This window comes from Nocardia vinacea NBRC 16497 (genome assembly GCF_000308835.1).
In the GTDB taxonomy this organism is placed as follows: Bacteria; Actinomycetota; Actinomycetes; order Mycobacteriales; family Mycobacteriaceae; genus Nocardia; species Nocardia vinacea.
The window spans coordinates 16,229-42,543 of sequence record NZ_BAGN01000213.1; the positions used below are offsets into that span (position 1 = coordinate 16,229).

At 65.1% G+C, this 26,315-nt stretch carries 29 protein-coding genes and 1 pseudogene; 11 read left to right on the forward strand and 19 right to left on the reverse strand.

All coding sequences use genetic code 11. The features are described from left to right. Positions 1 to 341: 341 nt before the first annotated feature. From tuf to hppD, 7 genes are all read right to left on the reverse strand, one after another. Positions 342 to 1,532, reverse strand: a complete 1,191-nt coding sequence (gene tuf / locus ON44_RS29360; RefSeq protein WP_040695832.1) for an elongation factor Tu — start codon at positions 1,530 to 1,532, stop codon at positions 342 to 344. Positions 1,533 to 1,647: 115 nt separating this feature from the next. Then, the gene (fusA, locus tag ON44_RS29365) at positions 1,648 to 3,750 is read right to left on the reverse strand and encodes an elongation factor G (RefSeq protein WP_040695833.1); all 2,103 of its coding nucleotides are present in this window, start codon (positions 3,748 to 3,750) and stop codon (positions 1,648 to 1,650) included. A gap of 140 nt (positions 3,751 to 3,890) precedes the next feature. Then, positions 3,891 to 4,361, reverse strand: a complete 471-nt coding sequence (gene rpsG, locus ON44_RS29370; RefSeq protein ID WP_014353063.1) for a 30S ribosomal protein S7 — start codon at positions 4,359 to 4,361, stop codon at positions 3,891 to 3,893. A gap of 1 nt (position 4,362) precedes the next feature. Beyond that, entirely contained in the window at positions 4,363 to 4,737 is a 375-nt protein-coding gene (gene rpsL, locus ON44_RS29375; protein WP_014353064.1) for a 30S ribosomal protein S12, read from the reverse strand. Between the two features lie 295 nt (positions 4,738 to 5,032). After that, on the reverse strand, positions 5,033 to 5,590 hold the full coding sequence (locus tag ON44_RS29380; RefSeq protein ID WP_040695884.1) for a DUF3558 domain-containing protein: 558 nt from the start codon (positions 5,588 to 5,590) through the stop codon (positions 5,033 to 5,035). A gap of 11 nt (positions 5,591 to 5,601) precedes the next feature. Then, positions 5,602 to 6,129, reverse strand: a complete 528-nt coding sequence (locus ON44_RS29385; RefSeq protein WP_040695838.1) for a DUF3558 domain-containing protein — start codon at positions 6,127 to 6,129, stop codon at positions 5,602 to 5,604. Between the two features lie 197 nt (positions 6,130 to 6,326). Then, positions 6,327 to 7,535, reverse strand: a complete 1,209-nt coding sequence (gene hppD, locus ON44_RS29390) for a 4-hydroxyphenylpyruvate dioxygenase (protein ID WP_040695840.1) — start codon at positions 7,533 to 7,535, stop codon at positions 6,327 to 6,329. A 159-nt stretch (positions 7,536 to 7,694) separates the two neighbouring features. On the opposite strand from hppD, the gene ON44_RS29395 reads away from it, so the two are divergent. Further along, positions 7,695 to 8,219 (forward strand): Lrp/AsnC family transcriptional regulator, encoded by a 525-nt coding sequence (locus ON44_RS29395; RefSeq protein ID WP_040695886.1) that lies wholly within the window; start codon positions 7,695 to 7,697, stop codon positions 8,217 to 8,219. 46 nt (positions 8,220 to 8,265) lie between these two features. Continuing rightward, positions 8,266 to 9,432 carry a low temperature requirement protein A gene (locus tag ON44_RS29400; RefSeq protein ID WP_040695842.1) on the forward strand — a complete coding sequence of 389 codons (1,167 nt, stop codon included), beginning with the start codon at positions 8,266 to 8,268 and terminating at the stop codon, positions 9,430 to 9,432. Between the two features lie 60 nt (positions 9,433 to 9,492). On the opposite strand, the gene ON44_RS29405 is transcribed toward ON44_RS29400, so the two are convergent. The 8 genes from ON44_RS29405 to ON44_RS29440 all read right to left on the reverse strand — a co-directional run bounded on the left by ON44_RS29405 (position 9,493) and on the right by ON44_RS29440 (position 17,835). Next, a complete protein-coding gene (locus tag ON44_RS29405; protein WP_040695844.1) occupies positions 9,493 to 10,149 on the reverse strand; it encodes a GntR family transcriptional regulator in 657 nt (218 codons plus the stop codon). A gap of 31 nt (positions 10,150 to 10,180) precedes the next feature. Beyond that, positions 10,181 to 11,173 (reverse strand): isopenicillin N synthase family dioxygenase, encoded by a 993-nt coding sequence (locus ON44_RS29410; protein WP_040695847.1) that lies wholly within the window; start codon positions 11,171 to 11,173, stop codon positions 10,181 to 10,183. Positions 11,174 to 11,200: 27 nt separating this feature from the next. Further along, positions 11,201 to 12,367 (reverse strand): periplasmic binding family protein, encoded by a 1,167-nt coding sequence (locus ON44_RS29415; RefSeq protein ID WP_040695850.1) that lies wholly within the window; start codon positions 12,365 to 12,367, stop codon positions 11,201 to 11,203. A 19-nt stretch (positions 12,368 to 12,386) separates the two neighbouring features. Continuing rightward, complete coding sequence (locus tag ON44_RS29420) at positions 12,387 to 13,235, reverse strand: ABC transporter permease (protein WP_040695852.1); 849 nt, start codon at positions 13,233 to 13,235, stop codon at positions 12,387 to 12,389. Then, the gene (locus ON44_RS29425) at positions 13,235 to 13,957 is read right to left on the reverse strand and encodes an ABC transporter ATP-binding protein (RefSeq protein ID WP_051182577.1); all 723 of its coding nucleotides are present in this window, start codon (positions 13,955 to 13,957) and stop codon (positions 13,235 to 13,237) included. The genes ON44_RS29420 and ON44_RS29425 overlap by 1 nt, the downstream gene beginning before the upstream one ends. A 172-nt stretch (positions 13,958 to 14,129) precedes the next feature. Then, the gene (locus tag ON44_RS29430; RefSeq protein WP_040695890.1) at positions 14,130 to 15,467 is read right to left on the reverse strand and encodes an amidohydrolase family protein; all 1,338 of its coding nucleotides are present in this window, start codon (positions 15,465 to 15,467) and stop codon (positions 14,130 to 14,132) included. A 131-nt stretch (positions 15,468 to 15,598) separates the two neighbouring features. Further along, a complete protein-coding gene (locus ON44_RS29435) occupies positions 15,599 to 16,708 on the reverse strand; it encodes a winged helix DNA-binding domain-containing protein (RefSeq protein WP_040695854.1) in 1,110 nt (369 codons plus the stop codon). Positions 16,709 to 16,860: 152 nt separating this feature from the next. Beyond that, positions 16,861 to 17,835, reverse strand: coding sequence for an NADPH:quinone oxidoreductase family protein (locus ON44_RS29440; protein ID WP_040695892.1), 975 nt, complete (start codon positions 17,833 to 17,835; stop codon positions 16,861 to 16,863). Between the two features lie 147 nt (positions 17,836 to 17,982). Between ON44_RS29440 and ON44_RS29445 the strand changes: the two genes are divergently transcribed. Both ON44_RS29445 and ON44_RS29450 read left to right on the forward strand, forming a co-directional pair. After that, entirely contained in the window at positions 17,983 to 18,306 is a 324-nt protein-coding gene (locus tag ON44_RS29445) for an ESX-1 secretion-associated protein (protein ID WP_245567383.1), read from the forward strand. Further along, entirely contained in the window at positions 18,303 to 19,442 is a 1,140-nt protein-coding gene (locus ON44_RS29450) for a transglycosylase SLT domain-containing protein (protein WP_040695858.1), read from the forward strand. The genes ON44_RS29445 and ON44_RS29450 overlap by 4 nt, the downstream gene beginning before the upstream one ends. On the opposite strand, the gene ON44_RS29455 is transcribed toward ON44_RS29450, so the two are convergent. Then, positions 19,436 to 19,636, reverse strand: a complete 201-nt coding sequence (locus ON44_RS29455; RefSeq protein WP_040695860.1) for a helix-hairpin-helix domain-containing protein — start codon at positions 19,634 to 19,636, stop codon at positions 19,436 to 19,438. The two genes, ON44_RS29450 and ON44_RS29455, sit on opposite strands and share 7 nt — an antisense overlap. Before the next feature lie 137 nt (positions 19,637 to 19,773). On the opposite strand from ON44_RS29455, the gene ON44_RS29460 reads away from it, so the two are divergent. After that, on the forward strand, positions 19,774 to 20,541 hold the full coding sequence (locus tag ON44_RS29460) for an acyl-[acyl-carrier-protein] thioesterase (protein ID WP_040695861.1): 768 nt from the start codon (positions 19,774 to 19,776) through the stop codon (positions 20,539 to 20,541). 43 nt (positions 20,542 to 20,584) lie between these two features. Here ON44_RS29460 and ON44_RS29465 read toward each other — a convergent pair whose 3' ends face one another. Then, positions 20,585 to 22,255, reverse strand: coding sequence for an FAD-dependent oxidoreductase (locus ON44_RS29465; protein WP_040695863.1), 1,671 nt, complete (start codon positions 22,253 to 22,255; stop codon positions 20,585 to 20,587). 182 nt (positions 22,256 to 22,437) lie between these two features. Between ON44_RS29465 and ON44_RS29470 the strand changes: the two genes are divergently transcribed. After that, positions 22,438 to 22,929, forward strand: coding sequence for a SixA phosphatase family protein (locus tag ON44_RS29470; RefSeq protein WP_040695864.1), 492 nt, complete (start codon positions 22,438 to 22,440; stop codon positions 22,927 to 22,929). Positions 22,930 to 22,941: 12 nt separating this feature from the next. Here ON44_RS29470 and ON44_RS29475 read toward each other — a convergent pair whose 3' ends face one another. Further along, positions 22,942 to 23,145: a hypothetical protein gene (locus ON44_RS29475; RefSeq protein WP_040695866.1), complete on the reverse strand. Its 204-nt coding sequence runs from the start codon at positions 23,143 to 23,145 to the stop codon at positions 22,942 to 22,944. Between the two features lie 95 nt (positions 23,146 to 23,240). Between ON44_RS29475 and ON44_RS29480 the strand changes: the two genes are divergently transcribed. After that, complete coding sequence (locus ON44_RS29480) at positions 23,241 to 23,609, forward strand: glyoxalase superfamily protein (protein WP_040695867.1); 369 nt, start codon at positions 23,241 to 23,243, stop codon at positions 23,607 to 23,609. A gap of 70 nt (positions 23,610 to 23,679) precedes the next feature. Here ON44_RS29480 and ON44_RS29485 read toward each other — a convergent pair whose 3' ends face one another. Next, the gene (locus ON44_RS29485; RefSeq protein WP_040695869.1) at positions 23,680 to 24,258 is read right to left on the reverse strand and encodes a Uma2 family endonuclease; all 579 of its coding nucleotides are present in this window, start codon (positions 24,256 to 24,258) and stop codon (positions 23,680 to 23,682) included. Between the two features lie 159 nt (positions 24,259 to 24,417). Between ON44_RS29485 and ON44_RS29490 the strand changes: the two genes are divergently transcribed. The 4 genes and pseudogenes from ON44_RS29490 (at position 24,418) to ON44_RS53800 (ending at position 26,156) form a co-directional block, all read left to right on the forward strand. Beyond that, positions 24,418 to 24,888, forward strand: coding sequence for a MerR family transcriptional regulator (locus ON44_RS29490; RefSeq protein WP_040695873.1), 471 nt, complete (start codon positions 24,418 to 24,420; stop codon positions 24,886 to 24,888). Between the two features lie 121 nt (positions 24,889 to 25,009). Beyond that, on the forward strand, positions 25,010 to 25,303 hold the full coding sequence (locus tag ON44_RS29495; protein ID WP_040695894.1) for a putative quinol monooxygenase: 294 nt from the start codon (positions 25,010 to 25,012) through the stop codon (positions 25,301 to 25,303). Between the two features lie 64 nt (positions 25,304 to 25,367). Next, positions 25,368 to 25,826, forward strand: a pseudogene (locus ON44_RS53795) (carboxymuconolactone decarboxylase family protein); the annotation flags it as partial. Between the two features lie 18 nt (positions 25,827 to 25,844). Continuing rightward, positions 25,845 to 26,156: a GNAT family N-acetyltransferase gene (locus ON44_RS53800; protein WP_306306530.1), complete on the forward strand. Its 312-nt coding sequence runs from the start codon at positions 25,845 to 25,847 to the stop codon at positions 26,154 to 26,156. Positions 26,157 to 26,315 lie beyond the last annotated feature (159 nt).

The following is a 26,315-nucleotide window of genomic DNA, read 5'->3' on the forward strand; positions in this document are numbered from 1 at the left end:
TCAACCGGTCTTTACCCCTTTTGCCCGACGTTAACCAAAGTGGCCGTGAGACGCGATGACCACCGCGTCATGGACAGGAATACCGTCCCCCGGCAGGGCACACGGAAAACACGAGCGGCGCCGCACCTTTCGATGCGGCGCCGCATTTCGTCCAGGCGGTCGCGATGATCTGCTTCGACACGGACGCGAAGTCGGACGAATCCTTTTTGTGCACAACGCCATCCAGCAGCACGACGTCGACCACCGCTCGGGCCGGTTACCGAGGCACTCGAGAACGCTCCCGAAATGCCGAACGGCGCCGCCCCTTTCGGAGCGACGCCGTTCGAAAGCGATTCAGAGAATCACTTGATGATCTTCGTGACGCGACCGGCGCCGACGGTGCGGCCACCCTCGCGGATCGCGAAGCGCAGACCCTCGTCCATGGCGACCGGCTGGATCAGCTTGACGGACATCTCGGTGTTGTCACCGGGCATGACCATCTCGGTGCCCTCGGGCAGGGTCACAACGCCCGTCACGTCCGTGGTACGGAAGTAGAACTGCGGACGGTAGTTGTTGAAGAACGGGGTGTGGCGGCCACCCTCGTCCTTGGACAGGATGTAGGCCTGACCCTCGAACTCGGTGTGCGGGGTGGTGGTGCCCGGCTTCACGACGACCTGGCCACGCTCGACATCTTCGCGCTTGATACCACGAACCAGCAGACCGACGTTGTCACCGGCCTGGCCCTGGTCGAGCAGCTTGCGGAACATCTCGATACCGGTGACGGTGGTCTTGGTGCTCTTCTCGCGGATGCCGACGATCTCGACTTCCTCGTTCACGTTGATCACACCGCGCTCGACACGACCGGTGACGACGGTGCCACGACCGGTGATCGTGAAGACGTCCTCGACCGGCATCAGGAACGGCTTGTCGGTCTCACGAACCGGGTCCGGGATGGACTCGTCGACCGCGTTCATCAGCTCAACGATCGCCTCGGTCCACTTCGGGTCGCCCTCGAGCGCCTTCAGACCGGAAACACGCACGACCGGCGCTTCCTCGTCGAACTCCTGGGCGGCCAGCAGTTCGCGGACCTCCATCTCGACGAGCTCGAGGATTTCCTCGTCGTCGACCATGTCCGACTTGTTCAGCGCGACCAGGATGTAGGGCACGCCGACCTGACGGGCGAGCAGCACGTGCTCACGGGTCTGCGGCATCGGGCCGTCGGTCGCGGCGACCACGAGGATGGCACCGTCCATCTGCGCCGCACCGGTGATCATGTTCTTGATGTAGTCGGCGTGACCCGGCGCGTCGACGTGTGCGTAGTGGCGCTTCTCCGTCTGGTACTCGACGTGGGAGATGTTGATCGTGATACCACGAGCCTTCTCCTCCGGCGCCTTGTCGATCTGATCGAAGGCAAAGCTCTCGTTCAGATCCGGGTACTTGTCAGCCAGCACCTTGGTGATCGCTGCGGTCAGCGTGGTCTTGCCGTGGTCGACGTGACCGATGGTGCCGATGTTGACGTGCGGCTTCGTCCGCTCGAACTTCGCCTTCGCCACTTGGTGTCCTCCTGGACTTGTTGGTGCGTGCAGTTGCAGCAGTGCGGTTTACATATTGGGGGTCGTGCATGACTCCCGGCTGATAGGGGCAAGTCTTGCACCTGCCCCAATCGGACTATTCGCCGGTCGCCTTGGCGATGATCTCCTTCGACACGTTGGCCGGAACCTCCGCGTACGAATCGAACACCATGGAGTAGTTCGCCCGGCCCTGGGTCTTCGACCGCAGATCGCCGATGTAACCGAACATCTCCGAGAGCGGAACCAGCGCCTTGACGACACGGGCACCACTGCGTTCCTCCATGGCCTGGATCTGGCCACGGCGGGAATTCAGGTCGCCGATCACATCGCCCATGTAATCCTCGGGCGTGATGACCTCGACCGCCATCAGCGGTTCGAGGATCACCGGACCGGCCTTACGGGCCGCTTCTTTCAGGGCCTGCGAGCCGGCGATCTTGAAGGCCATTTCCGACGAGTCGACGTCGTGGTAAGCGCCGTCGAGCAGCGTGACCTTCAAGTTCACCAGCGGGTAGCCCGCGAGCACACCGTACTGCATGGCATCCTGCGCGCCCGCGTCCACCGAAGGGATGTATTCGCGGGGCACGCGGCCACCGGTGACCTTGTTCTCGAACTCGTAGGTCGCGCCGTCCTCGCCGACGAACGGCTCGACGGCGATGATGACCTTCGCGAACTGGCCGGAGCCACCCGTCTGCTTCTTGTGGGTGAACTCGAGCTTCTCGACCGGCTTGGTGATCGTCTCGCGGTAGGCCACCTGCGGCTTACCGACGTTCGCCTCGACCTTGAACTCGCGCCGCATGCGGTCGACGAGGATGTCGAGGTGCAGCTCGCCCATGCCGCCGATGACGGTCTGGCCGGTCTCCTGGTCGAGCTTGACCGAGAAGGTCGGGTCCTCTTCCGAGAGGCGCTGGATCGCGGTGCCCAGCTTCTCCTGGTCGGACTTGGTCTTGGGCTCGATCGAGACCTCGATGACCGGGTCCGGGAAGGTCATGGACTCGAGCACGATCTGGTTCTGCGGATCGCACAGGGTGTCGCCGGTGGTGGTGTCCTTCAGGCCGATGACCGCGTAGATGTGACCCGCGACGGCCTCGGTGACCGGGTTCTCCTTGTTGGAGTGCATCTGGAACAGCTTGCCCAGACGCTCCTTCTTGCCCTTGGTCGAGTTGATGACCTGGGCGCCGGAGTCGACCTTGCCCGAGTACACGCGGACGTAGGTCAGCTTGCCGAAGAAGGGGTGCACGGCGATCTTGAACGCCAGCGCCGAGAACGGCTCGCTGGTGTTCGCGTCGCGGTGGATGATCTCCTCTTCCTTGCCCGGGACGTGGCCGTCGGTGCCACCATCGTCCAGCGGGGTCGGCAGGTAGTCGATCACGGCGTCGAGCATGGGCTGCACGCCCTTGTTCTTGAACGCCGAACCGCACAGGATCGGGTACAGCTCGGAGTTGACCGTCATCTTGCGGATGGCGCCCTTGATCTCCTCGATCGAGAGCTCCTCGCCGCCGAAGAACTTCTCCAGCAGCGCCTCATCCGATTCGGCGACGGTCTCGAGCAGCTCCTGGCGGTACTGCTCGGCCTTCTCCTTCAGATCGGCCGGGATCTCTTCGATCTCGTACTTCTCGCCGAGCTTGGTCTCGCCCTTCCAGACCTTGGCGTGCATCTCGACCAGGTCGACGACGCCCTCGAAGGTGTCCTCGGCGCCGATCGGCAGCTGGATGACCAACGGCTTGGCGCCGAGGCGGTCCTTGATGGTCTGCACGGTGAAGTAGAAGTCCGCACCGAGCTTGTCCATCTTGTTGACGAAGCAGATCCGAGGCACGCCGTACTTATCGGCCTGACGCCACACCTGCTCGGACTGCGGCTCGACGCCTTCCTTGCCGTCGAACACCGCAACGGCGCCGTCGAGCACGCGCAGCGACCGCTCCACCTCGACGGTGAAGTCGACGTGCCCGGGGGTGTCGATGATGTTGATCTGGTTGTCGTTCCAGAAGCATGTGGTGGCCGCGGAGGTGATGGTGATACCACGCTCCTGCTCCTGCTCCATCCAGTCCATGGTGGCGGCGCCATCGTGGACTTCACCGATCTTGTAGGTGATGCCGGTGTAGAAGAGGATGCGTTCAGTTGTGGTCGTCTTGCCCGCATCAATGTGGGCCATGATGCCGATGTTGCGGACCTTGTTCAGGTCGGTGAGCACGTCCTGTGCCACGGAAATCTTCCCCGCTCGTAGCTAGTTGGGATTTTCGGGGACGACCCTGTGGTCGTCTCTATGTCAACGCCGGAAGCGGCAGGTAAGTGCCGCTTTCCGACTGTGCCTCCCGACCCAGAAAACGACGGGCCGGGTAGACGTCACCAGCGGTAGTGCGCGAAGGCCCGGTTGGACTCGGCCATCTTGTGGGTGTCCTCACGACGCTTCACCGAAGCGCCGAGGCCGTTGCTGGCGTCGAGCAGCTCGTTGGCGAGGCGCTCGACCATGGTCTTCTCACGACGGGCGCGCGAGAAGTTGACCAGCCAGCGCAGCGCCAGGGTGTTGGCACGGCCGGGACGAACCTCGACCGGCACCTGGTAGGTGGCGCCACCGACGCGGCGGGGCTTCACCTCGAGGGACGGCTTGACGTTGTCGAGCGCGCGCTTGAGGGTGACGACCGGATCGGTGCCGGTCTTCTCGCGCGCCTGCTCCAGCGCGCCGTAGACGATGCGCTCTGCGGTGGACTTCTTGCCGTCCAGCAGGATCTTGTTGACCAGCTGAGTAACCAGCGGCGAACCGTAGACCGGGTCGTTGATCAGCGGACGCTTGGGTGCGGGGCCCTTGCGTGGCATATCAGCTCTTCTCCTTCTTGGCGCCGTAACGGCTGCGGGCCTGCTTGCGGTTCTTCACACCCTGGGTGTCGAGCGAGCCACGGATGATCTTGTAGCGGACACCCGGAAGGTCCTTCACACGACCGCCGCGAACGAGCACCATCGAGTGCTCCTGCAGGTTGTGGCCCTCACCCGGGATGTAGGCCGTGACCTCGACCGCGCTGGTCAGGCGAACACGCGCGACCTTGCGCAGCGCGGAGTTCGGCTTCTTCGGGGTGGTGGTGTACACGCGGGTGCACACGCCACGACGCTGCGGGCTCCCCTTGAGGGCCGCAGTCTTGGTCTTGGCGACCTTGTCGCGACGACCCTTGCGGACCAGCTGGTTGATGGTTGGCATAGACCGGCTTTCCTTAATTAGTTAACGCGGTGTCTGGAACTTCATGTCTTTGTCATCGAGCTTTCACTCGCACGTCCGGCCGCGTTTCTCGCGTCCCGAGGTCGGGCGTGTCGCACGCAAGACATATCCCGAATTCCGGGCACGCCGGAAAGGTCAGCCGCTCTCGCTGGCCTACGTTTGCGCACGAACTTGCCCGCATGCTTCCGGGCACAGCGGTCCACGATACTCGTGGACGCGACACAGGGTCAAAGTGGGGTCGGTTCGCACGCCCTACTGCCCTTTACCACCTGCCAGGCTACCGCGCCAGATTCAGCGTCAGCTCGACCAGTTTCTGCGCACCCGCGCACGGATCGGGATGGCCGCCGGGATGGTAGTTGATCCACCAGCCGATGATGCCGGTGTCGGCGGCTCCCGCACTCACCCCGCACGAGTCGGGATCATTCGGACGCGTCGTCTTCAGACCGCGTCGCCCCTGCACGGTGATGTTCTCGGTGTTGTAGCCGAGCTTGTCGTTATTGGACTTCTCGTTGTTCAGCGAGCCTTCCTCGTACCAGTTCAGGGTCACCATGGCCGAGCCGCCGGGCGCGTCCTCGACATCCCACATGCACACCGCGCCGTTGAAGGATGGGGAAACGACCGACGCATTGCCGACCGCCGCCCCGATCTGGTCGAGCCCGACCACCTCGCATTCGCGCAGCAATTTGTCGAAATTGGTATTGATCGTGGTGGTGCCGCTGCCGCCCGCCGGATGCGCCGAACCCTTGACGGTTTTGCCGCAGCCGCCCGCGGACATCGCGACCGCGAGCACCGCGGCGGCGACGGCCGCAACCCGCAGACCAGGACGTGAACTCATCCGCATTCCCCTCATTGCAGCCGCTGCACGGTCAACTCGGCCAGCTTGCGGGTCCGGTCACACGGATTGCCCTGCTCGGAGAACAGTCCGTAGGACATCGACCATTCGAAGAAATCGTCATCGAGCTGCACCGCGAGATCGCAGACCGAACCGCTGGGATCGAGTGCCTGGAAGCCCTTGCGGCCACCGACATCGATGGTCTCCGGATCGCGCCCGACATTGGAGACCCAGGCCTTCTCGCGATCGATCGGGCTACCCCGATAGGACGCGAAAGTGACACTCGGCGAAGCGAGTCCGGCGGATTGGAAGTTGCAGCCGACCGAATTCCGGTTGACCCGCGCGAGTTGGCTCAACCCGGCGATATCGCGCACCTCTTGATCGGTGACATGGCCGCACTCACCGACGAACGGGCCGAGCGTCGCGACCTTCGGCGGCGGGCGCAGCGGAGCGTTCGAGGAATCGGAGTCACCGTCCGAGCCGCAGGCCGACAGCGTCAATGCCAAGGCCAGACCGGTGATGATCGCCGACGGGATCCGCATGCGATGAACTCTACTGAATATTTGGCAGCGCCTCCGGCGCTGCGTGTTCGCGGCCCCCCGCTGTCTCGCGTCCGAGCCGTCGAGACTCGCGACTACGTCGCATGCGCTTCGACGACTCGGACGCGAGACGGGCCGCGAACTCCTCGCTCGTAAGACTCGCTCCGTCGTGGCTGGTAGTGCGGTAATCGGACGTGCGGCTAGAGGTTTCCGCGGGCGGCTTGTTCGCGTTCGATCGCTTGGAACAGGGCCTTGAAGTTGCCCTTGCCGAAGCCGAGTGAGCCGTGGCGTTCGATGAGTTCGAAGAAGACGGTCGGGCGGTCGGTGAGCGGTTTGGTGAAGATCTGCAGCAGGTAGCCGTCTTCGTCGCGGTCGACCAGGATGCCGCGGCGCTGCAGCTCGCGCACCGGGACGCGGACGTGACCGATGCGAGCGCGCAGTTCGGGATCGGAATAGTAGGTGTCCGGCGTTTCGAGGAATTCGACGCCCTCGCGGCGCAATACATCGACGCATTCGAGGATGTCGCTGGTGGCCAGCGCGATGTGCTGCACGCCCGGGCCGCGGTAGAACTCCAGGTATTCGTCGATCTGAGAACGCTTCTTACCCATCGCGGGTTCGTTGAGCGGGAACTTCACCCGGTGATTGCCATTGGCCACCACCTTGCTCATCAGCGCCGAGTATTCGGTGGCGATATCGTCGCCGACGAATTCGGCCATATTCGTGAACCCCATGACGCGGCGGTAGAACTCGACCCACTCGTCCATCATGCCGAGCTCGACATTGCCGACGACATGGTCGATGGCCTGGAACAGCCTGGTCGGAGTGCCGACGCGGGGCTGATATCCGGAGCGGCGGGCGACATATCCGGGCAGATACGGCCCGTAGTACTCGGAGCGGTCGATCAGCGTATGCCTGGTCTCGCCGTAGGTGGCCAGGGCGGCCGAGCGGACGGTGCCGAATTCGTCTGTGTCGTCATGTGGTTCGACCAGGACCGTCGCGCCGTGCGTGCGTGCCCATTCGATGCAGCGGTCCACATCCGGAACCTCGAGCGCGATATCGACAATGCCGTCGCCGTGCCGATCGTGGTGTGCGACCAGCGGACTGTCCGGGGCGACCGCGCCGCTGACGACGAATCTGGCCGCGCCGCTGCGCAGCACATAGGCCTTGTGATCTCGGTTGCCGGTCTCCGGCCCCGAGTAGGCCTCCAGCCGCATGCCGAAGGCGGATTCCAGGAAGTGCGCGGTCTGGGTCGCGTTGCCGACCACCCAGACCAGTGCATCCCAGCCGATGACCGGGAACGGATCGACGCTGTCGTCGTGGTCGACCAGACCGACCAGCCGGCGCAACTCACCGTCGGAGGGCAGCGGGCCGCTCTGTCGCTGGGCGTTCCGCAGATGCTCGATGGTCATGATCCAAGGAAATCGCCGACCCTTCGGATAGGCAACATCATCGATTTCGGTTAGACACTATGGCGAAATCGGCTAGCAAGTCACCCCTGATGCTGGACAATTTGAATAGCACCACAAGTGACCCGCACCACGCCGGTCGCGCCCCGAACGGAGGCCGTCATGTCGCGCACGCCCGCGAAACTGGATGAACTCGATCTCGCCATCCTCACCGCGATGCACGAGTATCAGAAGGCGGGCATTCTCGAGCTGTCCCGGCGCACCCGGGTCGCCAGGGCCACCGTCCAGTCGCGCATCGGGCGGATGGAGGAGTCGGGCGTCATCTCCTCCTATGATCCGCAGATCGATGTCACCGCAGCGGGTTTCGATGTGCAGGCCTTCGTCACCTTGGAGATCGCACAGGGTGCGCTGGATGCGGTGGCGACCGAACTCGACGCGATTCCCGGTGTGCTGGAGGCATATGCGACCACCGGCTCCGGCGATGTGCTGTGCCGGATCGGCGCGGATTCACATGCCGGACTCCAGACGGTGTTGTTGAGCATCGACCGGACGAGTTCGGTGGTGCGCTCGCACAGTGTGATCGTGCTGTCGACGGTGGTCGCGCACCGGACGCTGCCGCTGTTGCGCACGCTCACACCGACCGGAACGACGAAAGCGCCCGCGTACCGGGACACCCCGGAGCGCTGAATCCATCTAAGCTCGTACTTCCTGTGTCACCGAGTACGAGATTTCGATGAGCGAGCCTGCCGAATCCACTACCGCAACACCCCATGCCCGCGCCACCTGGGCGGAACTATTCTTCGACCTGGTCCTCGTCTTCGCGGTCACGCAGACCGCGCATGTGCTCGGCCACCACACCTCGATCGGCACGCTCGGCCATGCGCTGGTGCTGTTGGCGCCGCTGTGGTGGGGGTGGGTCGGGGTCACCATCCTGGTGAATACGGTGGAGGAGAACAACGCTCAGCGCTTGGTGCTGTTCGGGTCCGGGCTGTGCATCTTCCTGATGGCGGTGGCCGCGCCCGCCGCGCTGGACCAACCACGCGGGGCCGCAATGGTTTTCGCGGGTGCGCATCTATTGCTGCGGATCGTCTTGTTCGTCGCCGTCATCCGCACCAATGGGTTCGCGACCACCATCAACCCCTTCAGCATCGGATTGGTCACCGGCATAGCGATATTCGCGACCGCGCCGCTACCTGAGCACACACGGATATGGGCCTGGACCTGCGCGCTCGTCGTGCAGTTGGCAGCACCGCTGCTGTACGCCCGGGCCTTGCGCGATCGGACGATCGGGGTCTCGCATCTGGTGGAGCGGTTCGGTCTATTCATCATCATCGCGCTGGGCGAATCGGTGGTCGACGCGGGCGCGCAGGCCACCGCGACCGGCCTCGATCCGGCGGTGGTGACCACGTTGGTGCTGGCCTTCCTCGTCGGCGCCGGGCTGTGGTGGATCTATTTCCACCGCTCGGCGCGACTGCTCGAGCACGCCCTGGCGACGATGCCGACACCCGGGCTGATCGTGCGAGATGTGCTGAGCTATGGGCATTTAGGGCTGGTGTCCGGGTTGGTCGCGGTGGCTGTCGGGCTGGGGCATGCGGTCGCCGATCCCGTGCACACCGCGCACGGGGTCGCCGCCGCGCTGGCACCGGGTGGTGCGGCGCTATTCCTCGTCGCCCTGGTGGTGAATCGGTGGCGGATGCTCCGCAATGTGGCCACGACTCGCCTCGCCGCGGCCATCGCGTTGATCGTGGTCGCCATGGTGTCTTCGACGCTGCCCGCCATCGCCGTGGTGGGACTCACCGCAGGTGTGCTGATCACGACCGATATCGTCGAGCAGTTGGTGGCCGGGCCCGGTCAGCCGTTGCCCGCGGTACGGGTCGGACGTCGACCACGTTCGACGTAGCGCAGGAGTGGCGACCCCGCGACACGAATCCGCTACCGCCGCAGGCAAACCCGATACCGGTCAGCGTCGGCCGAGGCGGGTGGTGAGTCCGCGGACGTGCGCCTCGGCCGCCGCGCGCGCGTCCTGCGCGTGCCCGGATTCGAGGGCTTCGACGATGCGGCGATGTTCGCGCAGGGCGACGCGACGGTTGAGTTCGGAGCGCCAGAGATCGCCGCGGTAGAGATGCGCTTGGGCTTCGAGCCGGGCCAGTTCGTCGGCGAGCGGGCGATTGCCGGCCCGGTCCCGGATGAAGGTGTGGAACTCCAGGTCGAGTTCGGTATCGCGGGCGGTGTCGGCGGCGCCGCGCAGGTTCTCCTCTTGCTCGGCCAGGATCGTCGCCAGCTTCGCCAGATCGGCCTCGGTCAGTTTCGCCGCTGCCTCGGCAGCGGCCAGGCCGTCCAGTACGGCCCGCACCGCGAGCACATCGCGCACCTGGTCGTCGTCGATTGCGGCAACCCGAGCGCCCGCGTGCGGGACATTGACGGCCAGGCCCTCATAAATGAGCTGCTGGACGGCCTCGCGCACCGGACTGCGGCTGACGCCGAGCCGGGTGGCCAGCGCCGGAACGCTCAACGGCGCGCTCGGCTCCAGCTCACCCGTCAGCACCATCTGCCTGACCTGCCGGTGCACGGAGGCGCCGAGCAGCGCGGAGGCGGTCGTCGCATCCGGGTCGGTCATCGCAGTGTTTCCTTTCGTCTCGCTGCTGAAATTACCCGTGCGACCGGTAGTTGGCCTGGACACGCTGGGTGAGGAAGTCGGCGGCGGTGACCGGCGGGTAGGTGCGCCGTGGCCCCTGGATCACGGCGTCGCGGTCGGCCTGGGCGAAGTAGGCGATGCTGTAGCGGTCGCCTTGGTATTCGCCCGTGCCCGGGCTGCGCACCCGGTGGAAGTTGGAGGGCAATTCGTCATCGCTCCAGCGGGTCAGCATATCGCCGATATTGCAGGTGATCAGCGCGGATGACGGGGTGATCGAGGTCCACTGCTGCTCGTGCATCTCCTTGCCGGGGCACACCTGCAGGCCGCCCTGTCCGTCGCGCTGGAAAAGCAGGGTCAGACAGTCGAAGTCGGTGTGTGCACCCGCGCGCCAGCGACCGGGAACGCCTTGCAGTTCCGCTGGCACCGGAAAGTAGTGCAGCAACCGCAGCGTGCTCTGATACTGCGCGGAATTCGGATCGTGCGCCTTGGTGAAGTGGTCGCGCTCGAAGCCGAGGCGATCGGCGAAGCAGGACAGCACGCGCATTGCGACGGTCCATGCCCGATGCTCGAAATCCAAGATCTCGCTACGGAATCCGGCCATTTCTGCCTCGCTCGGCCACAGCTCGGTCATATGCGGGCGGGTGATCTGATAGGACTCCTTCTGGTCGGGCACGCCGATGGACGGGCGCACCTGGCTCAGGCTCTCCCAGCCTGCATTGTTCGCTTTGACCAGGGGGTACTGCGCCTTGGTCGCTTCCGGGAGCGCGAAAAACTCTGCGGTGCGGGCGAATACGTCATCGATCCGGTCCTGCGGGATGCCGTGGCCGGAGAGCTGGAAGAAGCCGATCTCGGTAGCCGCGGCCCATAGTTGTTCGGTGATCTCGGCGCGACGCTCGTCGAAGTCGGTCAGATCGATGACGCGGATCTCGCGGGCGTCGGTCTCCGCACCGAGTCCGCCCATCTGCTGCTCACGCGATACTTCGGACAGGTCGTAACTGGCGGTCATGGTGTCCGTCCTTGTCTGCGTTGGGTTTCAGCTGCCGACGGCGATCGTCGGGTCCAGGAATTCCTTGGTGACGATGGCATCGGCGGTCAGGTTGTTCGGCACGTTCGCGCCCCCACGGCGCAGGATCGGGGCGAATTCGTCGATCACGCGTTGTACCCTGGCGATATCGAAACTGCCGACCGCACCGTCGGTGTCGTTGCCGATCAGGCCGCCATCGATGAGCGCCTTCGAGCCGTAGGCGGCGAGTTCGGCACTGTAGGGGCTGAACTTGGGGTTCTTCGAAACCACGTCGACGACAACATCATTCACGTGCGACGGGTCGGCACGGAACTGCGCGGTCGCCCGCTGGATCATCGGGACGAGCCGCTGCAGACAGGGGCGCAGCTCGTTCAGTCGGTCGGCGCGGACGTTGACGGTGCGGGCGTAACCTTCGTAGCCGACGTCGCGCAGCAGCTGATAGCCGACCGGCTTGCCCCAGGCGCGGACCTCATGCTCGTAGACGTAGGGCTCGGAGTTCACGAAGCCCTGCTGCGCGAAGGACGGGCCCGCGACGAAGCGGGACGGCGAGTTGTCGTAAGAGGCATCGATCTGTTTCGGGTCGACGAGTCCCCGCGCGGCCAGCCAGTCCGGATAGAGCTGGCCCTGCGAAACGACGATCGGCGCTCCGGATTTCCCGATATCGGCGATTCCGTGCCAGTCGGGGTGGGTCTTGGGATCCCACATCAGCAGCTGCGGGCTGTTCCGCAACAGCGTCGTCACCGCGACGATCGGCTGCTGGCCCGCCGCGGCTATCGAATGCTCGGAGTGGGCCAGCCCGAGGGTGATGCTCTGGTCGACATACATCTGCGAGGGCACGGTCTGGAAGCCGATGGCCGGTCCGCCCGCACGGATCTCCAGGTCGACCCCGGTGTCCTTGCCGTCGACCACCAGCGGGCCGGTGACCTTGTTGTTGTCGGCATCGACCCGATAGCCGGGGCCGAGCAGTCCGAAGATCGGGCCGGAGTCCGTCTCGGGTTCCCATTGCAGCTGCACGACAACGGTATTCGGACACTTCCCGGCCAGCTGCTGTTCAGCGGGCGCGGCCGGGAGGTCGACGGCGGCGGTTTCGGTGTCGGAACCGGAGCAAGCGGCGCCGGTGGCGACCACCAGGGTGGCGATGGCCGCGATACTGATGCGGCGCAAGGGTATTTTCATGGGTTCTCCTGGAATGGGGCTAGCGGCCCGAGCCGTGCCAGCGGCCGACGGTGAGCCGCTGGGCGGCGGTGAAGATCGTGAAGACGAGGACGCCGAACAGGGCCGCGAGCACCAGTGCGGCAATGAGGTCCTCGGATTGCAGTCGGGCGCGGTAGTTGTCGAGCAGGGTGCCGATGCCGGGGCGGCCCTGCGCGAAGAACATGTCGCCGATGATCGCGCCGGTCACCGAAAGTCCGGCGGCGGTACGCAGACTCGTCATGATCGAGGGCAGTGCGGCCGGTAGTTCGAGTGCGATGAGCCTGCGCCAACGACCGGCCCGGCCGAGGGTGAACAGTTCACGCAGGTTCTGATCGATGGATTGGATGCCGAACAGCGTCATCGCGATGATCGGGTGGATCGCGATGAGCACACAGACGATGGTGCGGGCCGAGGTGCCATAGCCGAACCAGAGCCCGATCAATGGAACCACCGCGAGCACCGGGATCGCCTGCAGGACGACGGCGTATGGATACACCACCTGCTCGATCGGCTTGGCCTGACTCATCAGCACGGCAATGGCGACACCGAGCACGGCTGACACCGCGAGCCCGGTGACCGCGACTTTCGCGGTCACGCCGAGTGCGCGCAGCATCACCTCCAGCTTCGCCGGATTCGCCAGCGATTCGGTGAGGACGACATGCGGTGGCGGGAGCAGGAATCGGCGATCCGGGGCCAGCACCACCAGGGAGACCAGGTACCAGGCGGCCATTGCCAGTCCGATCGATATCACCGGTGTCGCGACCTTGGCGAGGGCGCGTGGTCGCACCCGCAGCGAAAGCCGTTGTGCCGGTTCGGCGGAGGCGGCGACCGGTGCCACGATACTGACCATCAGCAAGCCTCTTTCAGCGAATCGGAGGCCCGCCCGACCAATTCGGTGAAGGCGGGCTCGAAGCGCAGCTCCTGACTGCGCGGGTAGGGCAGATCGACGTCGATCACCTCGTGCAGACACCCGGGTCGGGCGGACATGACGACCACGCGCGAGGCGAGGAAGACCGCCTCGGATACCGAATGCGTGATGAACAGCGCGGTGAAACCGTTGTCGCGGTATAGCCGCAACAGTTCTTCTTGCATGTTCAGGCGGGTCATCTCGTCCAGCGCACCGAACGGCTCGTCCAGCAGCATCAGCCGTGGTTCCAGTGACAACGCCCTGGCCAGCGAGACGCGCATGCGCATGCCGCCGGAGAGCTGGCCGGGCAGGCTGTTCGCGAATTCGGCAAGGCCGACCGCGGCGAGTGCGCGAGTTGCCCGCGCGCGCCGAGTCTTTCGGTCGATTCCGCGCAGTTCGGCGGAGAGCTCCACGTTGCGCGACACCTTGCGCCACGGCAGCAGGGTGGCCTCCTGGAAGATGAACCCGATCGAATCCGTACGCACCGCAACGGCTCCCGAGCTGACCGGCTCGAGCCCGGCCGCCAAGCGCAACAGCGTCGACTTGCCGCAGCCGGACGGGCCTACGACGGCAACGAATTCGCCCTGCCGGATATCGAGGCTGATATCGGCGAGTGCGACGGTGTCGCCGAATCGCTTGTGCGCGTTGGCAAACGACACCTCCATGCCCGAGAGCAGCGTCCTCGCATCGGCGTCCTGGACCGTGTTGTGCAGTATCTGCCTCACTTGACCTTCTCTCACCGACCATCAGGTCTTGCGTGCAACCATTGCTTGCAATCAGTGTTATTGATCTCGATTACATGCAATTGCTGGCTCGTTTCCAGTTAATTAACTAAGATCACATGCTACGAAGACGGTCCGCCAGTGTGTCGGTATCCACCCGGGTGCTGACGCCGTCGCGAATCACCGGTTCCCCGTCCACCCAGACCGTGTCCACCACGCGCGGCGAGGCCACGGTCAGCAGGGTGGCGCCGGGATCGAGCACCGGCAGGCAGGCGAAATCCCGGTCGAAGCGGATCAGCGCGCAGTCACCCCGGTCCCCCACCGCGAGGCCGGGACCGGTCACCGGGTGGCCGAGCGCGCGCTGGGCGCCGCAGGTGGCCAGCCGCATCATGTCGTCGAAGCCCAGGATGTCTGCCCGTTTTCGGATGACGCGCTGCAGATAGGAGCCCATGCGCAGCGCGAGCAGCATGTCCTGAGTGTCGTTGCTGGCGGCGCCGTCCACGCCCAGGCCGATACCGATTCCGGCAGCCAGCATCTCCAGCACGGGCGCGGCGCCGCTGCCGAGGCGCATATTGCTCAGCGGGTTGTAGGAGACGGCCACGCCACGGTCGGCGAACACCGCGAGGCCCTCGGCGTCGAGGTGGACGCAATGCACCGCCAGGGTCCGGTCCCAGAGCAGGCCGCCCGCGTCGAGGTAGTCCACCGCTGAACGGCCTGCATGTAATCGGCACATGTCCTCGTCGGTGGAGGTTTCGAGTACATGTATCGACACGGTCTTGCCGGTCCGCTGGGCATATTCGCGGGCAGCGGCCATGCCGTCGGGAGTCAGGCACCGCGGATTGGGGATCGCGAGCGCGGTGTCGATGCGCGAACCGGCCAGCCGGGCATCGAGGTCGTCGAGATGTGCGAAAACCTCCGGCAGCGGCTGCATCAGTCGCGGATCGATACCCCATTTGCGAGTGACATCGGCGCGGTCGGCGACGCCGCGACCGAGGATGACCCGGATACCCAGTTCATTCAGCGCGCGAATCATGGCGTCGTGCACGGCCGTCGAGCGATTCGGCCACAGATGTTCGACCACGGTGGTGACGCCACCGCGCAGCAATTCGGCGCCACCGGCGAGGGCGGCGAGATAGGTCTGCTCGGGGGTGGCGAGGACGGTGCGCTCACCGACACAGTGCAGCCATTCCAGCAGCGGCAGGCCCTCGCCGATGCCGCGGAGTACGGCCTGCTGCAGGTGGGTGTGTGTGTTGACGAAGCCGGGAATCAGATGACCGCCGTCGCCGTCGACGAACGGCAGCGCACGGTGGTCGCGCCCCGCGCCAGTGCCGATCGCGGTGACGACGCCGTCCACCACGACGACGTCCTGGCCCGACAACCATTGCGCACCCGCGCCGACACGGGCATAGACGGTGACATTGCCGATGACAGACGAATGGGGTCGATTGCGCACCACGCGGCATTCCTCCTGGGAAATGCGGCTGGTTCGCCCGCCCGGATTCGGCGGCCCCCGTCGTCCGTTTCAGCCATGAACGACGTGCGAGCCAGATTAACGACCCCGTATTTCGGCGGTGTTAAACCTGGTCAGGGACGCAGATCGGCGTGCACGTCGAGGATTTCGACGCGCCGCTGCTTATCGGCCTCCAGGAACCCGACAAGCGCATGGGCTTCGGCGTCCACCGCCGTGCGCTCCGCGGCCGACCACTTCCGGGTCGGAGTGATGCGCAGTCGAGCGACGCCCCTCTCCATGAAGATCTTGTAGAACCCGGCGAGGTAGCCGTCGACCAGCACCGGCGATACCGCGGCGGCGAATGCGCGCAGGGGTGGCGCTATGCCGTCGGGCACGATTCGGGTCCGATCCTGATGCGAGAGGATCGCATTGTCGTACCAGCCGAGCAGGCGAACCGGCGCGGGCAGGTCGGGATCGGCGAGTTCGCCGTCGACGATGTCGTAGAGGGTGCGGCCGCGTTCATCGGTGTAGGTGCGCAGGCGGTCGCCGAGCTGTTCGACGGCGGCCTTCATGCCGGTCAGCTTCGACCAGGTCTGCATATCCATGGTGCTGGCCGGACCGAAGGCGCGCAGGTAACGAAAGACCAACTCCGCCAACGGATAGTCGTGTTCGAGCGGAGCCCCGAGCCAGGGTTCGACGCGGGACCAGACCGGCCTGCTGTTGTCCTTCCACCTGCCGCGCGGCGGAGTCTGCAATACGGGCAGTTGGTACAGCCAGGTCTGCAGCACCGCACCGGCATCGCGATCCGGGTAGATCGCCGCGGCCTTGGCGCGCAGGTCAGCCGCAGACATCGGCTCGTCACCGAGCGCGGCCTCGCCGTGCTCACGCACCTCGTCCGGATCCAACCCGACCATCGCGCCGTAGTTGAAACCCTTTCGGAAGGGGACCTTTTCGAGCTCGGGCTGGATATGCGGTGCGATGCGCAGCGCATCCGACGGCGTGACCATATGAATCGTCCCGCGCATCAAGGTGATTCGCACCAGCGTGCGATCCTCCAGGGCCGCCGAAACGGTCGCAGGATCGAAATCCGCTATGCGGCTCCACAATCCGACGAACGGCGGCGGCGAATCCTGGGCCTGCAAGCCCACCAGATGCTCGCACATCTCGAAAACATTCAGCGCCGAACGCTCCAGCAGATGCTGGCGTGCGAGCAACGTCCGGTTCAGTACCCGATTAGACAGCATCTGCGCAGCGATTCCATGAGGGGTGGTGGTCGGGCGAGAGGTGGGCCGGCTTCATGATCAGATCACCGTACCGCCGGGCGCGAATTGTCGCGCCGTGCATCGAATGGTCGGAGAATTCGAGAGCGGCGCACCGATTCGGGCGCGGCTCGAGGTCAGCGCAGGGTGACGACGACCTTGCCGGTGGCGGTGCGGTTGTCGAGGGAAGCGACCGCATCGGCGGCCCGCTCCAATGGGTAGAGCACCGGCTTCGGTGGGGTGATCTTGCCGGAGGCCAGCAATGGCTCGACTTCGGCCCACTGCTCGGTCAGGTAGCCGGGGTGGGTCATCACCCATTCGCCCCAGGCCGCGCCGATCACCTCTACGTTCTTGAGCAGCAGTCGATTCACCTTGACCGTCGGGATCTCACCGGCGGTGAAGCCGACCACCAGCAGACGGCCCGCCGGAGCGAGGCTGCGGATGCTGTCGGTGAACCGGTCGCCGCCGACCGGATCGAGCACGATATCCACACCGCGGCCACCGGTCAGCTCCTTGACGGCCGCGAGCCAGCCGTCGGTCAGCACCACATCGGTGGCGCCGTTGGCACGCGCGACCGCCGCCTTCTCCTCGGTGCTCACCACCGCGATGACCCGGCTCGCACCCAGCGCGACCGCCATCCGCAGTGTCGAGGTGCCGATGCCGCCCGCCGCGCCGTGCACCAGCACGGTCTCCCCCGCGGCCAGCCTGCCGCGGTTGCGCAAGCAGAAGTGCACGGTCAGATCGTTGAACAGGATTCCGGCCCCGGCCTGCAGAGATACGTTGTCCGGCAACCGGAACACCATCTGCGTCGGCGTGACCGCCACCTCGGCGAGGGCATTGCCGAGCATCGTCAGCGCGACCACCCGATCCCCCGCCGTTATGTGCGCGCCCTCCGGAGCCTCGCGCACGATCCCAGCCACCTCGCCGCCGACAACGAACGGCAGCTCTGGCTTTATCTGGTACAGACCCCGCGTCATCAGCACATCGGGAAACGCCACCCCGGCCGCGTGCACGTCGATGACCACACCCCCGGGATATGCCGCCGGCTCCGGAATCTCGACGACCTCGACCGCTTCCGGCCCCTCCAGCTTGCTGACCTGGGCTGCACGCATATGCCGACCTCTCTGTCCATTCGGCGACACCCACATCATCACCGACGCCATGACCAACCTAACCACCCACCGTCGACCCCCTGTCCACACCACCCGATTTTGCTATGCTGACCGCGACCTGAGGTGGGGACGAAGGGGGAGTTTTTCGTGGTAGATCAAATAGACCCGGGCATGTTGCGGGTCGATGCGGGCGCGCTGCAGACATTCGCCAAGAGTCTGGGCGATGAGGCGAATGGCATCAAGAGACTCAATGTCGGTGATGGCTTCAGCATCGCGGTAAACGCACTGCCCGGCACCCAATTCGGAACTGCGGTGCCACCGGCCACCGATGCCGTCAACCGCAGCCTGACCCGAATCGGCGAGCGCCTCGAGAAAATCGCCTCGATCACTCACAACGCCGCGGGCGCCTTCGAAGTCGCCGAAACCGACTTCACAAACAACCTGAAGATGATCGGCCTGCAACTGCCATGACCCTCAGTCTCGACGATGTCGCGAAGTGGGAGCCGGAGCATCTCACGACCGCCGGAAACAACGCGTTCAAGATCTCGACGGATCTGGATGCCGCAATCCGCAAAGGAACCGAAGACACCGCGAAGCTCGGAACCGACAAGGTCTGGTCCGGTGCCGCAGCCGCTGCGGCCAACACGCGGATGGGAGCCGAGCAGACCCGTGCCTCCGAAGTCAGTACGCGGTTGCACGAACTCCAGACGGCGTTCCAGGCCGAGGTGGGTCGACTGCAGCACCTCAAGGACGAGATCGTAAAGCTGCGCAATATGATCCAGACCGCCTCGCCGATTCCGGCGGACGGCCAGGGTCTCATCACCGGCTTCACGGTGAACTCCGACGGAACCATCGATCCCACAGCCCGGATCGCCGAGTTGCTCGGCCCGTTGTCCGGCCAGGACAACCAGAACGCCGACACCCAAAACCTCACGATACGTGCCCAGACCGACGCCGCGAACTGGTCGAACCAGATCACATTCAAACTGAAGGAAGCAGAGCAGGCCGCCAACGACGCAAAAGTCAAGGTGGACACCGCCGTACAGAATCTGGAGAAGGCCTTCAGCGGCCTCGGCGACCCGAATTTCACTGCGTCACAGACGCAGAGCACCAGCACGACGCCAGCCTCCAATGCGAGCAGGCCCAGCTACGTGTCGAGCAACCACAACGGCAGCGGCTCCGGAACCTCCTCCGGCAGTTCGCATTCGGGCAGCACGACGTCATACAACGTCCCCACCACCATGCCGACCGGCGATCAGAAGAAGTGGATCGAGGAAGCCATCAAGGCGCTGCGCGAAAAGGGCTACAACATCAGCGACAGCGACGCCGCGATCATCGCCACCATCATCGAGAAGGAATCCGGCGGCAACCCCAACGCCATCAACCTCTGGGACAGCAACGCCGCGGCGGGCATTCCATCCAAGGGCCTGATGCAGACCATCGACCCGACCTTCAACTCCTACAAGCTGGACGGCCACGACGACATCTGGAATCCGGTCGACAACATTATCGCCGGCACCCGATACGCGATCGAGCGATACGGCTCGCTCTCGAATGTCCCGGGTATCGCGGCGATGAGTCAGGGCAACGGCTACGTCGGCTACTGACGCGGCGCGAAGCTCTGGCCGCGTTCGGTGAGGGCCGTACGGAGTTTGGCGATGGCGGTGGGACCGACGCCGTGCAGTGCGGCGAGATCACGTTCGGTCCATGCGGTCAGGTCGGCCAGGCGGTGGATTCCGGCGGCGGCCAGGGCGCGCTCGGCCGGTTTGCCGAGTTTTGCGGGGAGGTCGGAGTCGGGCATGGCCCCATACTGCCCCGCGGGTCCGACAACTGTGAGTAGAGGCGGCTCGACGCGAGTGTGTGACGTACGCCCCGTAAAGTCGTCTCAGAACAGCAGCGTAAGAGAACGCGGCACACCGTGCAGCGCGAGGAGCACCAGTGTCACTCGATCAGCCACTCGCCCCGCTTCCCCAGGAGGGCATGGGGTTTGCGTCGGCGTGGCCCATCCGGGCTGGCGATGTAGATCCGTACAACCGCTTGCGGTTCGACGCCGTCGCACGTTATCTGCAGGATATTGCCTGGGAACAACTGCAACAGACGAATCTGCATACGACCGATCCGAGCTGGATCGTGCGTCGTACGGTCATCGACGTCATCCGGCCGATCCTGTGGCCCGACGAGGTACGGCTGCTGCGGTGGTGTTCGAGCATGTCCACCCGGTGGACGAATATGCGGGTGCGCATCACCAGCGCGAACGGCGGATTGATCGAGACCGAGGGCTTCTGGATCAATATCAGCGAGTCCAACAATATGCCCGCCAGGATCAGCGATGAGGGCCTCTCATACCTGGCGCAGACCACCAATGAGCACCGCCTGCGCTGGCGGCCCTATCTCACCGACTCCACCCCGCCGGAATCGGATACCGATATGCCGTTCCCGGTGCGGGCCACCGATATCGACCAGTACAACCACGTCAACAATGCCTGTTACTGGCAGGCGGTGGAACAGTTCCTGGTCGAATATCCCAAGCTGGTCGCGGGGCCGCATCGCGCGGTGATCGAGTACGTCGCGCCGGTGCTGGCTCGTCAGCATGTCACCGTGCGCAGCCGCTACGAACCGGGCGACCGCTCCGGACGGCCGGTGCTGCGGTTGTGGTTCGTGGTCGGCGGCACGACCACGACCGTCGTGCGCATCATGCCCCTGTAAAGAAAAACCGGCTCCGTTCACTGGGAACGGAGCCGGTCGCTGTTCAGTCGCGCGCGGCCTTGAGCAGATCCTCACGGGTAGTGAGCTTGACCCGCGGACGGCCCGACGCCTTACCCGCGGACTTCTCCGCCGTATCGATCGCCTTCCAGCCCTCACGGTCGACCAGATCGGCCTGCCGTTGTGCGATCAGCGCCTTCAGCGCGGCCCGATCGGCCTGTGGCACACCGAGTTTGCCCGCAGTGAAGTCGGCGAGAAGGAGCTCGACGGTCTCCTCGGAGTCGACGCGGTTGGAGCCGATGACACCGCGTGGACCGCGCTTGATCCAGCCGCTCACGTACACACCGGGCAACGGAATACCATCCTCGCCAATGACGCGGCCGTGCTCGTTGGGGACGACGGCGCGGCGCTCGTCGAAGGGCAGATCCTTGATCGGTTCGCCCTTGTAGCCGATGGAACGCAAAACCAGTCCGGCGTCCAGGGTCTCGCTGCGATCGGTCGTGCGCGCCACCAATTGGCCGTTCTCGCTGACCAATTCGTTGTGCGCGAACTCCACCGACTCGACGTGATCGGCACCGTGCAATGCCGTCGGCGAGACCAGGTAGCGGAAGACGATCCGCTTATTGGCCGGATCACGCCGCCCCGCCGCGTATTCCTTGGCGAGGGTGTACTTCAGCTCCAGCGACGGCTCGACCTCGGGATCGTCCAGCAGCGCCTGACTGCCCGGGTCGAGCGTCAGGTCGGCCTCCTCGACGACGATATCGACGCCCTTCAGATGGGTCAGTGCCAGGAATTCCGGCGAGGTGTAGGCCGCCTGCAGCGGACCGCGCCGGCCGAGCACGACGACCTCGCGGATATTGCTGCCGCGCAGCGCATCCAGGGCATGGTCGGCGATATCGGTCTTGGCGAGTTCGTCCGGGTCCACTGTCAGCACGCGGGCTACATCCAGCGCGACGTTGCCGTTGCCGACGATCACCGCGCGCTCACCGGACAGGTCGAACTTGCGATCCGCGTAGTCCGGATGGCCGTTGTACCAGGCGACGAATTCGGTCGCCGAATGGCTGCCAGGCAGATCCTCGCCCGGCACGCCCAAACGGCGGTCGGCGGACGCGCCGACGGCGTAGATGACCGCGTGGTGGTGAGCGAGCAGTTCCTCGTGGCTGATGTGCGAGCCGACCTCCACGTTGAGGTAGTACTGCAGCGTCTCGCGCCGGAAGGCCGACTCGAACAGCCCGGAGACCGTCTTGGTGCCCGGGTGGTCGGGGGCGACGCCCGCGCGCACCAGACCCCACGGCGTGGGCAGCCGATCGAACATCTCGACCTCGACATCGCAGCGGCGCAGCAGCTCGTCGGCCGCGTAACAGGCCGCGGGTCCCGCGCCGACGATCGCGACGCGCAGCGTGCCGAGTTCCTTGGGCGGACGCGCGGGCGTGACGATCGGATCGAAGTTCGATTCGAGTGGATGCCGTTGGAAGTAGGCGGCGTTGATGTCACGGAACCTGGCCAGCGACGCGGTCAGATCATCCTCGGAGAAGATGGCCTCCACCGGGCACGCGTCGACGCAGGCACCGCAGTCGATACAGGTGTCGGGGTCGATGTAGAGCATCTCGGTCGTCGCGAATTCCGGCTGGTCCGGGGTGGGACGGATGCAATCGACCGGGCACTCAGTGACGCAGCTGGCGTCGTTGCAACAACGCTGCGTGATTACGTAGGCCATATTGTGCAGATCCTCGAAAATGTACCTGGGCTATAGCCACCCAAGGGGGTCGGGAGTGGTCGGGAGCGTCATCGTCGCGGTGCCGGCGGAGGGTGCTCCATGAGGCGCCGTGATGTGATGCCGCTTTCAGTTTGCCTCGAGTGTGTTCGAGGCCTCTCCTCCGGAGGGCTTACGGTATCTCCATGGTGCGGACTCTGATCCTCATGCGGCACGGTAAGTCGTCCTATCCCGACGGTATCTCCGATCACGAGCGTCCGCTCGCTCCGCGTGGTCAGCGCGAGGCCGGACTTGCCGGTCAGTGGTTACGCGAGACCCAGCCGCCGATCGATGCGGTACGGTGCTCGACCGCCACACGCACGCGCGAAACGCTCGCCGCCACCGGAGTTACCGCGCCGGTGGTCTACGAGGCGGGCATCTACGAAGCGTCGCCGCGCACGCTCATCGAATTGGTCCAGCTCAGCGACGACGATGTCACGACGCTGCTGGTCATCGGGCATGCGCCCGGAATGCCGTGGACGGCATGGGAGTTGGCGAGCAATCGCGACTCCGAACCGGCGATCGAGCTCAGCCGGAAGTTCCCCACATCGGCGCTGGCAGTACTCGAATTCGACCGGCCGTGGGCGCAGGTGGACGAGGGCACCGGCGATCTGGTGCGCTTCCACATTCCGCGCTGATCGCGGATGGCATCAGTGCAGTAGTTTGCCGCCCACGACCACGACGACGCCGAGGACGACGAGCAGCACAAACGCGGCGAATCCGCCGAGCAGCCACCACACGACGCCGAGCGCCACCACGAACGGCGCCACCGCGATGGCGGTGATCACCGGGCTTTCCTTGACCGTGGCCCAGGCCGAGCGGGCCCTGATCCGGTCGATGTCCTTACCTGGCATGTCACCAGGGTAGGTGCGAAAACCGGTTCTCGCCGTCGAGCGGGTGAGATGCCTCCGCTGGTGACTGCTTGCAGGTCACTCGAAATAATCAGCAGATGGATTGGAAAATCGAACTGGTCGCAATTCCGGTTACCGATGTGGACCGCGCCAAGGACTTCTACACCAAGATCGGCTTCAACGCCGACCACGACCACCGCGTCGACGAGAGCCTGCGCTTCGTCCAGCTGACCCCACCCGGCTCCGGCTGTTCCATCTGCATCGGTGAGGGCCTCACCGACGCCGCACCGGGCAGCGTCGAGGGCATGCAGGTGGTCGTCGCGAGCGCCGAGGACGCGTACCAGCAGCTGGTCGCGGCGGGTGTGGAGGCGTCCCCGGTGGTGGATATGGGTTGGGGCCTGTTCACCTTCTTCACCGACCCCGATGGCAACAAATGGGCCGTGCAGGAGCTGCCCAAGCGCGACTGAACCTGCGATACGGCTCTCGTCGGTCATCGCCGCGCAGCAGAAAGCGCGGCGATGACCGCGTTCGGGCGCGTCAGCCCAGCTGATCCAGCCGAATCGTGAGAGGACACGGCGAATTCGTCGTGAAAGTGCCCGTGACCTCATCGTTGTCGACGTAGCCGAGTTCGTCTGTAAACCGGAAGGCCAGCAGGCTCACCGGCGGGGTCAAGTCGAGCACCCAATAGTGCGGAATCCCGGCATCAGCGTATTCGCCACGCTTGATCTTGTAATCCATCCGCCGGGAACCGGGCGACACGATCTCGACGACAACGTGGACACGCGACGACCGAAGGATGCCGCCTTCGTCCTCCACCCGCTGATACTCGCTGCTGTCCACTACCACCAGGTCGGGCCGACGGACTGTGGCAGGCCCGTCCTCGGGAACCAGTTGCAAGTCGATGTCGACATCCGGGGCCGCTCTGAGATCCGCCGGCAATTGCTCGTCCACCTGACTGAAGAGTCGAGCGCCCGCCACGTTGTGGCGCGGTTTCGGTGATGGCGACATCACAAGGATCCCCTCCTGCAACTCCCAGCGATACAGATCATCCTCACCGAGCGCTTCATACTCAGCGATTGTCAGCTGCCGCCGCCATGGCTCAGGAAGTGCCGTCACCCTCGCTCCTCAGCTCGCCCCACCCCTGGTCGGCTCCAGTGTCCCACGCAAAGTACACGGCAGGCGGCAAGCGGATCCGATGTTCGGCAGAATTGGACTTGCTTGGAGTGCGCTCCAAGTGACTAACGTCGGTTGTGTTCATCGAGAAGGGCGAGTGCAGTGGGTGGAGCCGTAGGTCAGGTTGTCGGTGATCAGCAAGTTGTCGAAGCGGATCGGGAGAAGCCGCAGTATTCGATCGGCGAGGCGGCCGATCGGTCGGGACTGAGTCGCGACACGCTGCGCTGGTACGAGCGGATCGGGCTGATGAACTACATCGGGCGCGATCACGCCGGGAAGCGACGGTTCAGCAATCGCGATCTGGAGTGGTTGGCATTGATCGGCAGGTTGCGCACCACCGGGATGTCGGTGGCGGACATGGTCCGCTACGCCGAATTGGTGCGCGAGGGGGAATCCACCGTGCCCGAGCGGCTGCAGATGTTCCGCAATACCCGCGCGGAGGTGCTCGCCAAGATCGACGAACTCCGTCAGACCCTGGCCGTACTCGATTACAAGATCGACCTGTACGAGGGCAAGACCGCCGCCGTCAAACCGGCCGCACTCACGCAGCCATGCGAAGGGGTCAAAATATGACCTCACTTCCGACTGCAGCACTGGGCGCGAGCGGCATCCAGGTGGGCACACAAGGCCTGGGCTGCATGGGAATCAGCGATGCCTGGGAATGACCGACCACGCAGCAGATCAGGAGGCATCGGTGTCCACACTGACGCTCAATGTCCGATTTACCGCCAAGCCCGGTCACGAGACCGAACTGCGCGAGACGCTCGAGGATTTGGTCGCGCCGACGCTCGCCGAGGCGGGCTGCATCGCCTACGAGCTGTACCTGCACCCGAGCGACCCGAGCCGGGTGGTGCTGCTCGAGGAGTGGGTCGACGAAGCGGCGCTCGCGGCGCATTTCGAAACCCCGCATCTGGAGGAGGCCGCGGTCGTGTTGAACGAGATCCTGATCGAGCCGTTCCAACTCCGGCGGTTCCACGAGGTCGCCTGATCCCCAGCGCAGCAGGGTGAACCGGACCGCAGTCCGGCCACCGTACTGCTCTACTATCCGGACCATGGAGTCCTCCGGCAGACGCGTGTTCATCGATAAGCAGATCCCCGAGGCGTTTCGAGCGCTGAACACCGTGGCCAGCGCGGTCCGCGCGGCCGGTGCCGAGGCCGGACTCGACCGCAGGCTCATCGAACTGATCAACGTGCGCGTCTCGCAGATCAACGGCTGCGCCTACTGCCTGGACGTGCACCATCGCGCCGCTGTAGCGGCCGGGGCCACCGAGCGCGAACTCGCCGTATTGTCCGCATGGCAGCGGACCGAGCTGTTCACGCCGCAGGAGCGGGCCGCGCTGGCACTTGCCGAACTCACCGCCACGCTGCCGGACGAGGCGACGATGGACCGTGAGTACGCTCTGGCACGCGAGCATTTATCGGATGAGCAGGTCTCGGCGATCCTCTGGGTCGCCACCACGATCGGCGCGTTCAACCGCGTGTCGATCCTGAGCAAGCACCCGGTACGTCCGACGAAGGAGAAGTCGACCATGACCGAATCGACCCCCGAGAGCAACGTCGTTCGCAACGACGAGAAGAAGCGCTACGAGGTGTTCTACAGCGGCGAACTGGCCGGATTCGCCGAATACGAGGAGCGCGACGACGAGACGGTGTTCATCCACACCGAGATCGATGGCGCGTTCTCCGGTAAGGGCCTCGGAAGCGTTCTGGCTGAGCACGCGGTCGAGGATGCGGTCGCCCGCGGCCGGGTGATCCGGCCGCTGTGCCCGTTCATCAAGGCCTACCTGGAGAAGCACCCGCAATACGACGAGCATGTGGTCGGCAAGGGCGTCACCCGATGAGCGAGCGAACAATCGACACAGCCGACATATCGGTCATGCCGGAGCCGAGCGCCAGCGAGGCGCAGGCATGAGCGAGCGTAGCGAGCGAACAATCGACACAGCCGACATATCGGTCATGCCGGAGCCGAGCGCCAGCGAGGCGCAGGCATGAGCGAGCGT

Bases quoted from the DNA above. Each gene is read 5' to 3' on its own strand.
- rpsG (WP_014353063.1), bottom strand. From the start codon at position 4,361: ATGCCACGCAAGGGCCCCGCACCCAAGCGTCCGCTGATCAACGACCCG.
- rpsL (WP_014353064.1), bottom strand. From the start codon at position 4,737: ATGCCAACCATCAACCAGCTGGTCCGCAAGGGTCGTCGCGACAAGGTC.
- ON44_RS29380 (WP_040695884.1), bottom strand. From the start codon at position 5,590: ATGAGTTCACGTCCTGGTCTGCGGGTTGCGGCCGTCGCCGCCGCGGTG.
- ON44_RS29385 (WP_040695838.1), bottom strand. From the start codon at position 6,129: ATGCGGATCCCGTCGGCGATCATCACCGGTCTGGCCTTGGCATTGACG.
- hppD (WP_040695840.1), bottom strand. From the start codon at position 7,535: ATGACCATCGAGCATCTGCGGAACGCCCAGCGACAGAGCGGCCCGCTG.
- ON44_RS29395 (WP_040695886.1), top strand. From the start codon at position 7,695: ATGTCGCGCACGCCCGCGAAACTGGATGAACTCGATCTCGCCATCCTC.
- ON44_RS29400 (WP_040695842.1), top strand. From the start codon at position 8,266: ATGAGCGAGCCTGCCGAATCCACTACCGCAACACCCCATGCCCGCGCC.
- ON44_RS29405 (WP_040695844.1), bottom strand. From the start codon at position 10,149: ATGACCGACCCGGATGCGACGACCGCCTCCGCGCTGCTCGGCGCCTCC.
- ON44_RS29410 (WP_040695847.1), bottom strand. From the start codon at position 11,173: ATGACCGCCAGTTACGACCTGTCCGAAGTATCGCGTGAGCAGCAGATG.
- ON44_RS29415 (WP_040695850.1), bottom strand. From the start codon at position 12,367: ATGAAAATACCCTTGCGCCGCATCAGTATCGCGGCCATCGCCACCCTG.
- ON44_RS29420 (WP_040695852.1), bottom strand. From the start codon at position 13,235: ATGGTCAGTATCGTGGCACCGGTCGCCGCCTCCGCCGAACCGGCACAA.
- ON44_RS29425 (WP_051182577.1), bottom strand. From the start codon at position 13,957: ATGGAGGTGTCGTTTGCCAACGCGCACAAGCGATTCGGCGACACCGTC.
- ON44_RS29435 (WP_040695854.1), bottom strand. From the start codon at position 16,708: ATGCTGTCTAATCGGGTACTGAACCGGACGTTGCTCGCACGCCAGCAT.
- ON44_RS29440 (WP_040695892.1), bottom strand. From the start codon at position 17,835: ATGCGTGCAGCCCAGGTCAGCAAGCTGGAGGGGCCGGAAGCGGTCGAG.
- ON44_RS29450 (WP_040695858.1), top strand. From the start codon at position 18,303: ATGACCCTCAGTCTCGACGATGTCGCGAAGTGGGAGCCGGAGCATCTC.
- ON44_RS29455 (WP_040695860.1), bottom strand. From the start codon at position 19,636: ATGCCCGACTCCGACCTCCCCGCAAAACTCGGCAAACCGGCCGAGCGC.
- ON44_RS29465 (WP_040695863.1), bottom strand. From the start codon at position 22,255: ATGGCCTACGTAATCACGCAGCGTTGTTGCAACGACGCCAGCTGCGTC.
- ON44_RS29470 (WP_040695864.1), top strand. From the start codon at position 22,438: ATGGTGCGGACTCTGATCCTCATGCGGCACGGTAAGTCGTCCTATCCC.
- ON44_RS29475 (WP_040695866.1), bottom strand. From the start codon at position 23,145: ATGCCAGGTAAGGACATCGACCGGATCAGGGCCCGCTCGGCCTGGGCC.
- ON44_RS29480 (WP_040695867.1), top strand. From the start codon at position 23,241: ATGGATTGGAAAATCGAACTGGTCGCAATTCCGGTTACCGATGTGGAC.
- ON44_RS53800 (WP_306306530.1), top strand. From the start codon at position 25,845: ATGACCGAATCGACCCCCGAGAGCAACGTCGTTCGCAACGACGAGAAG.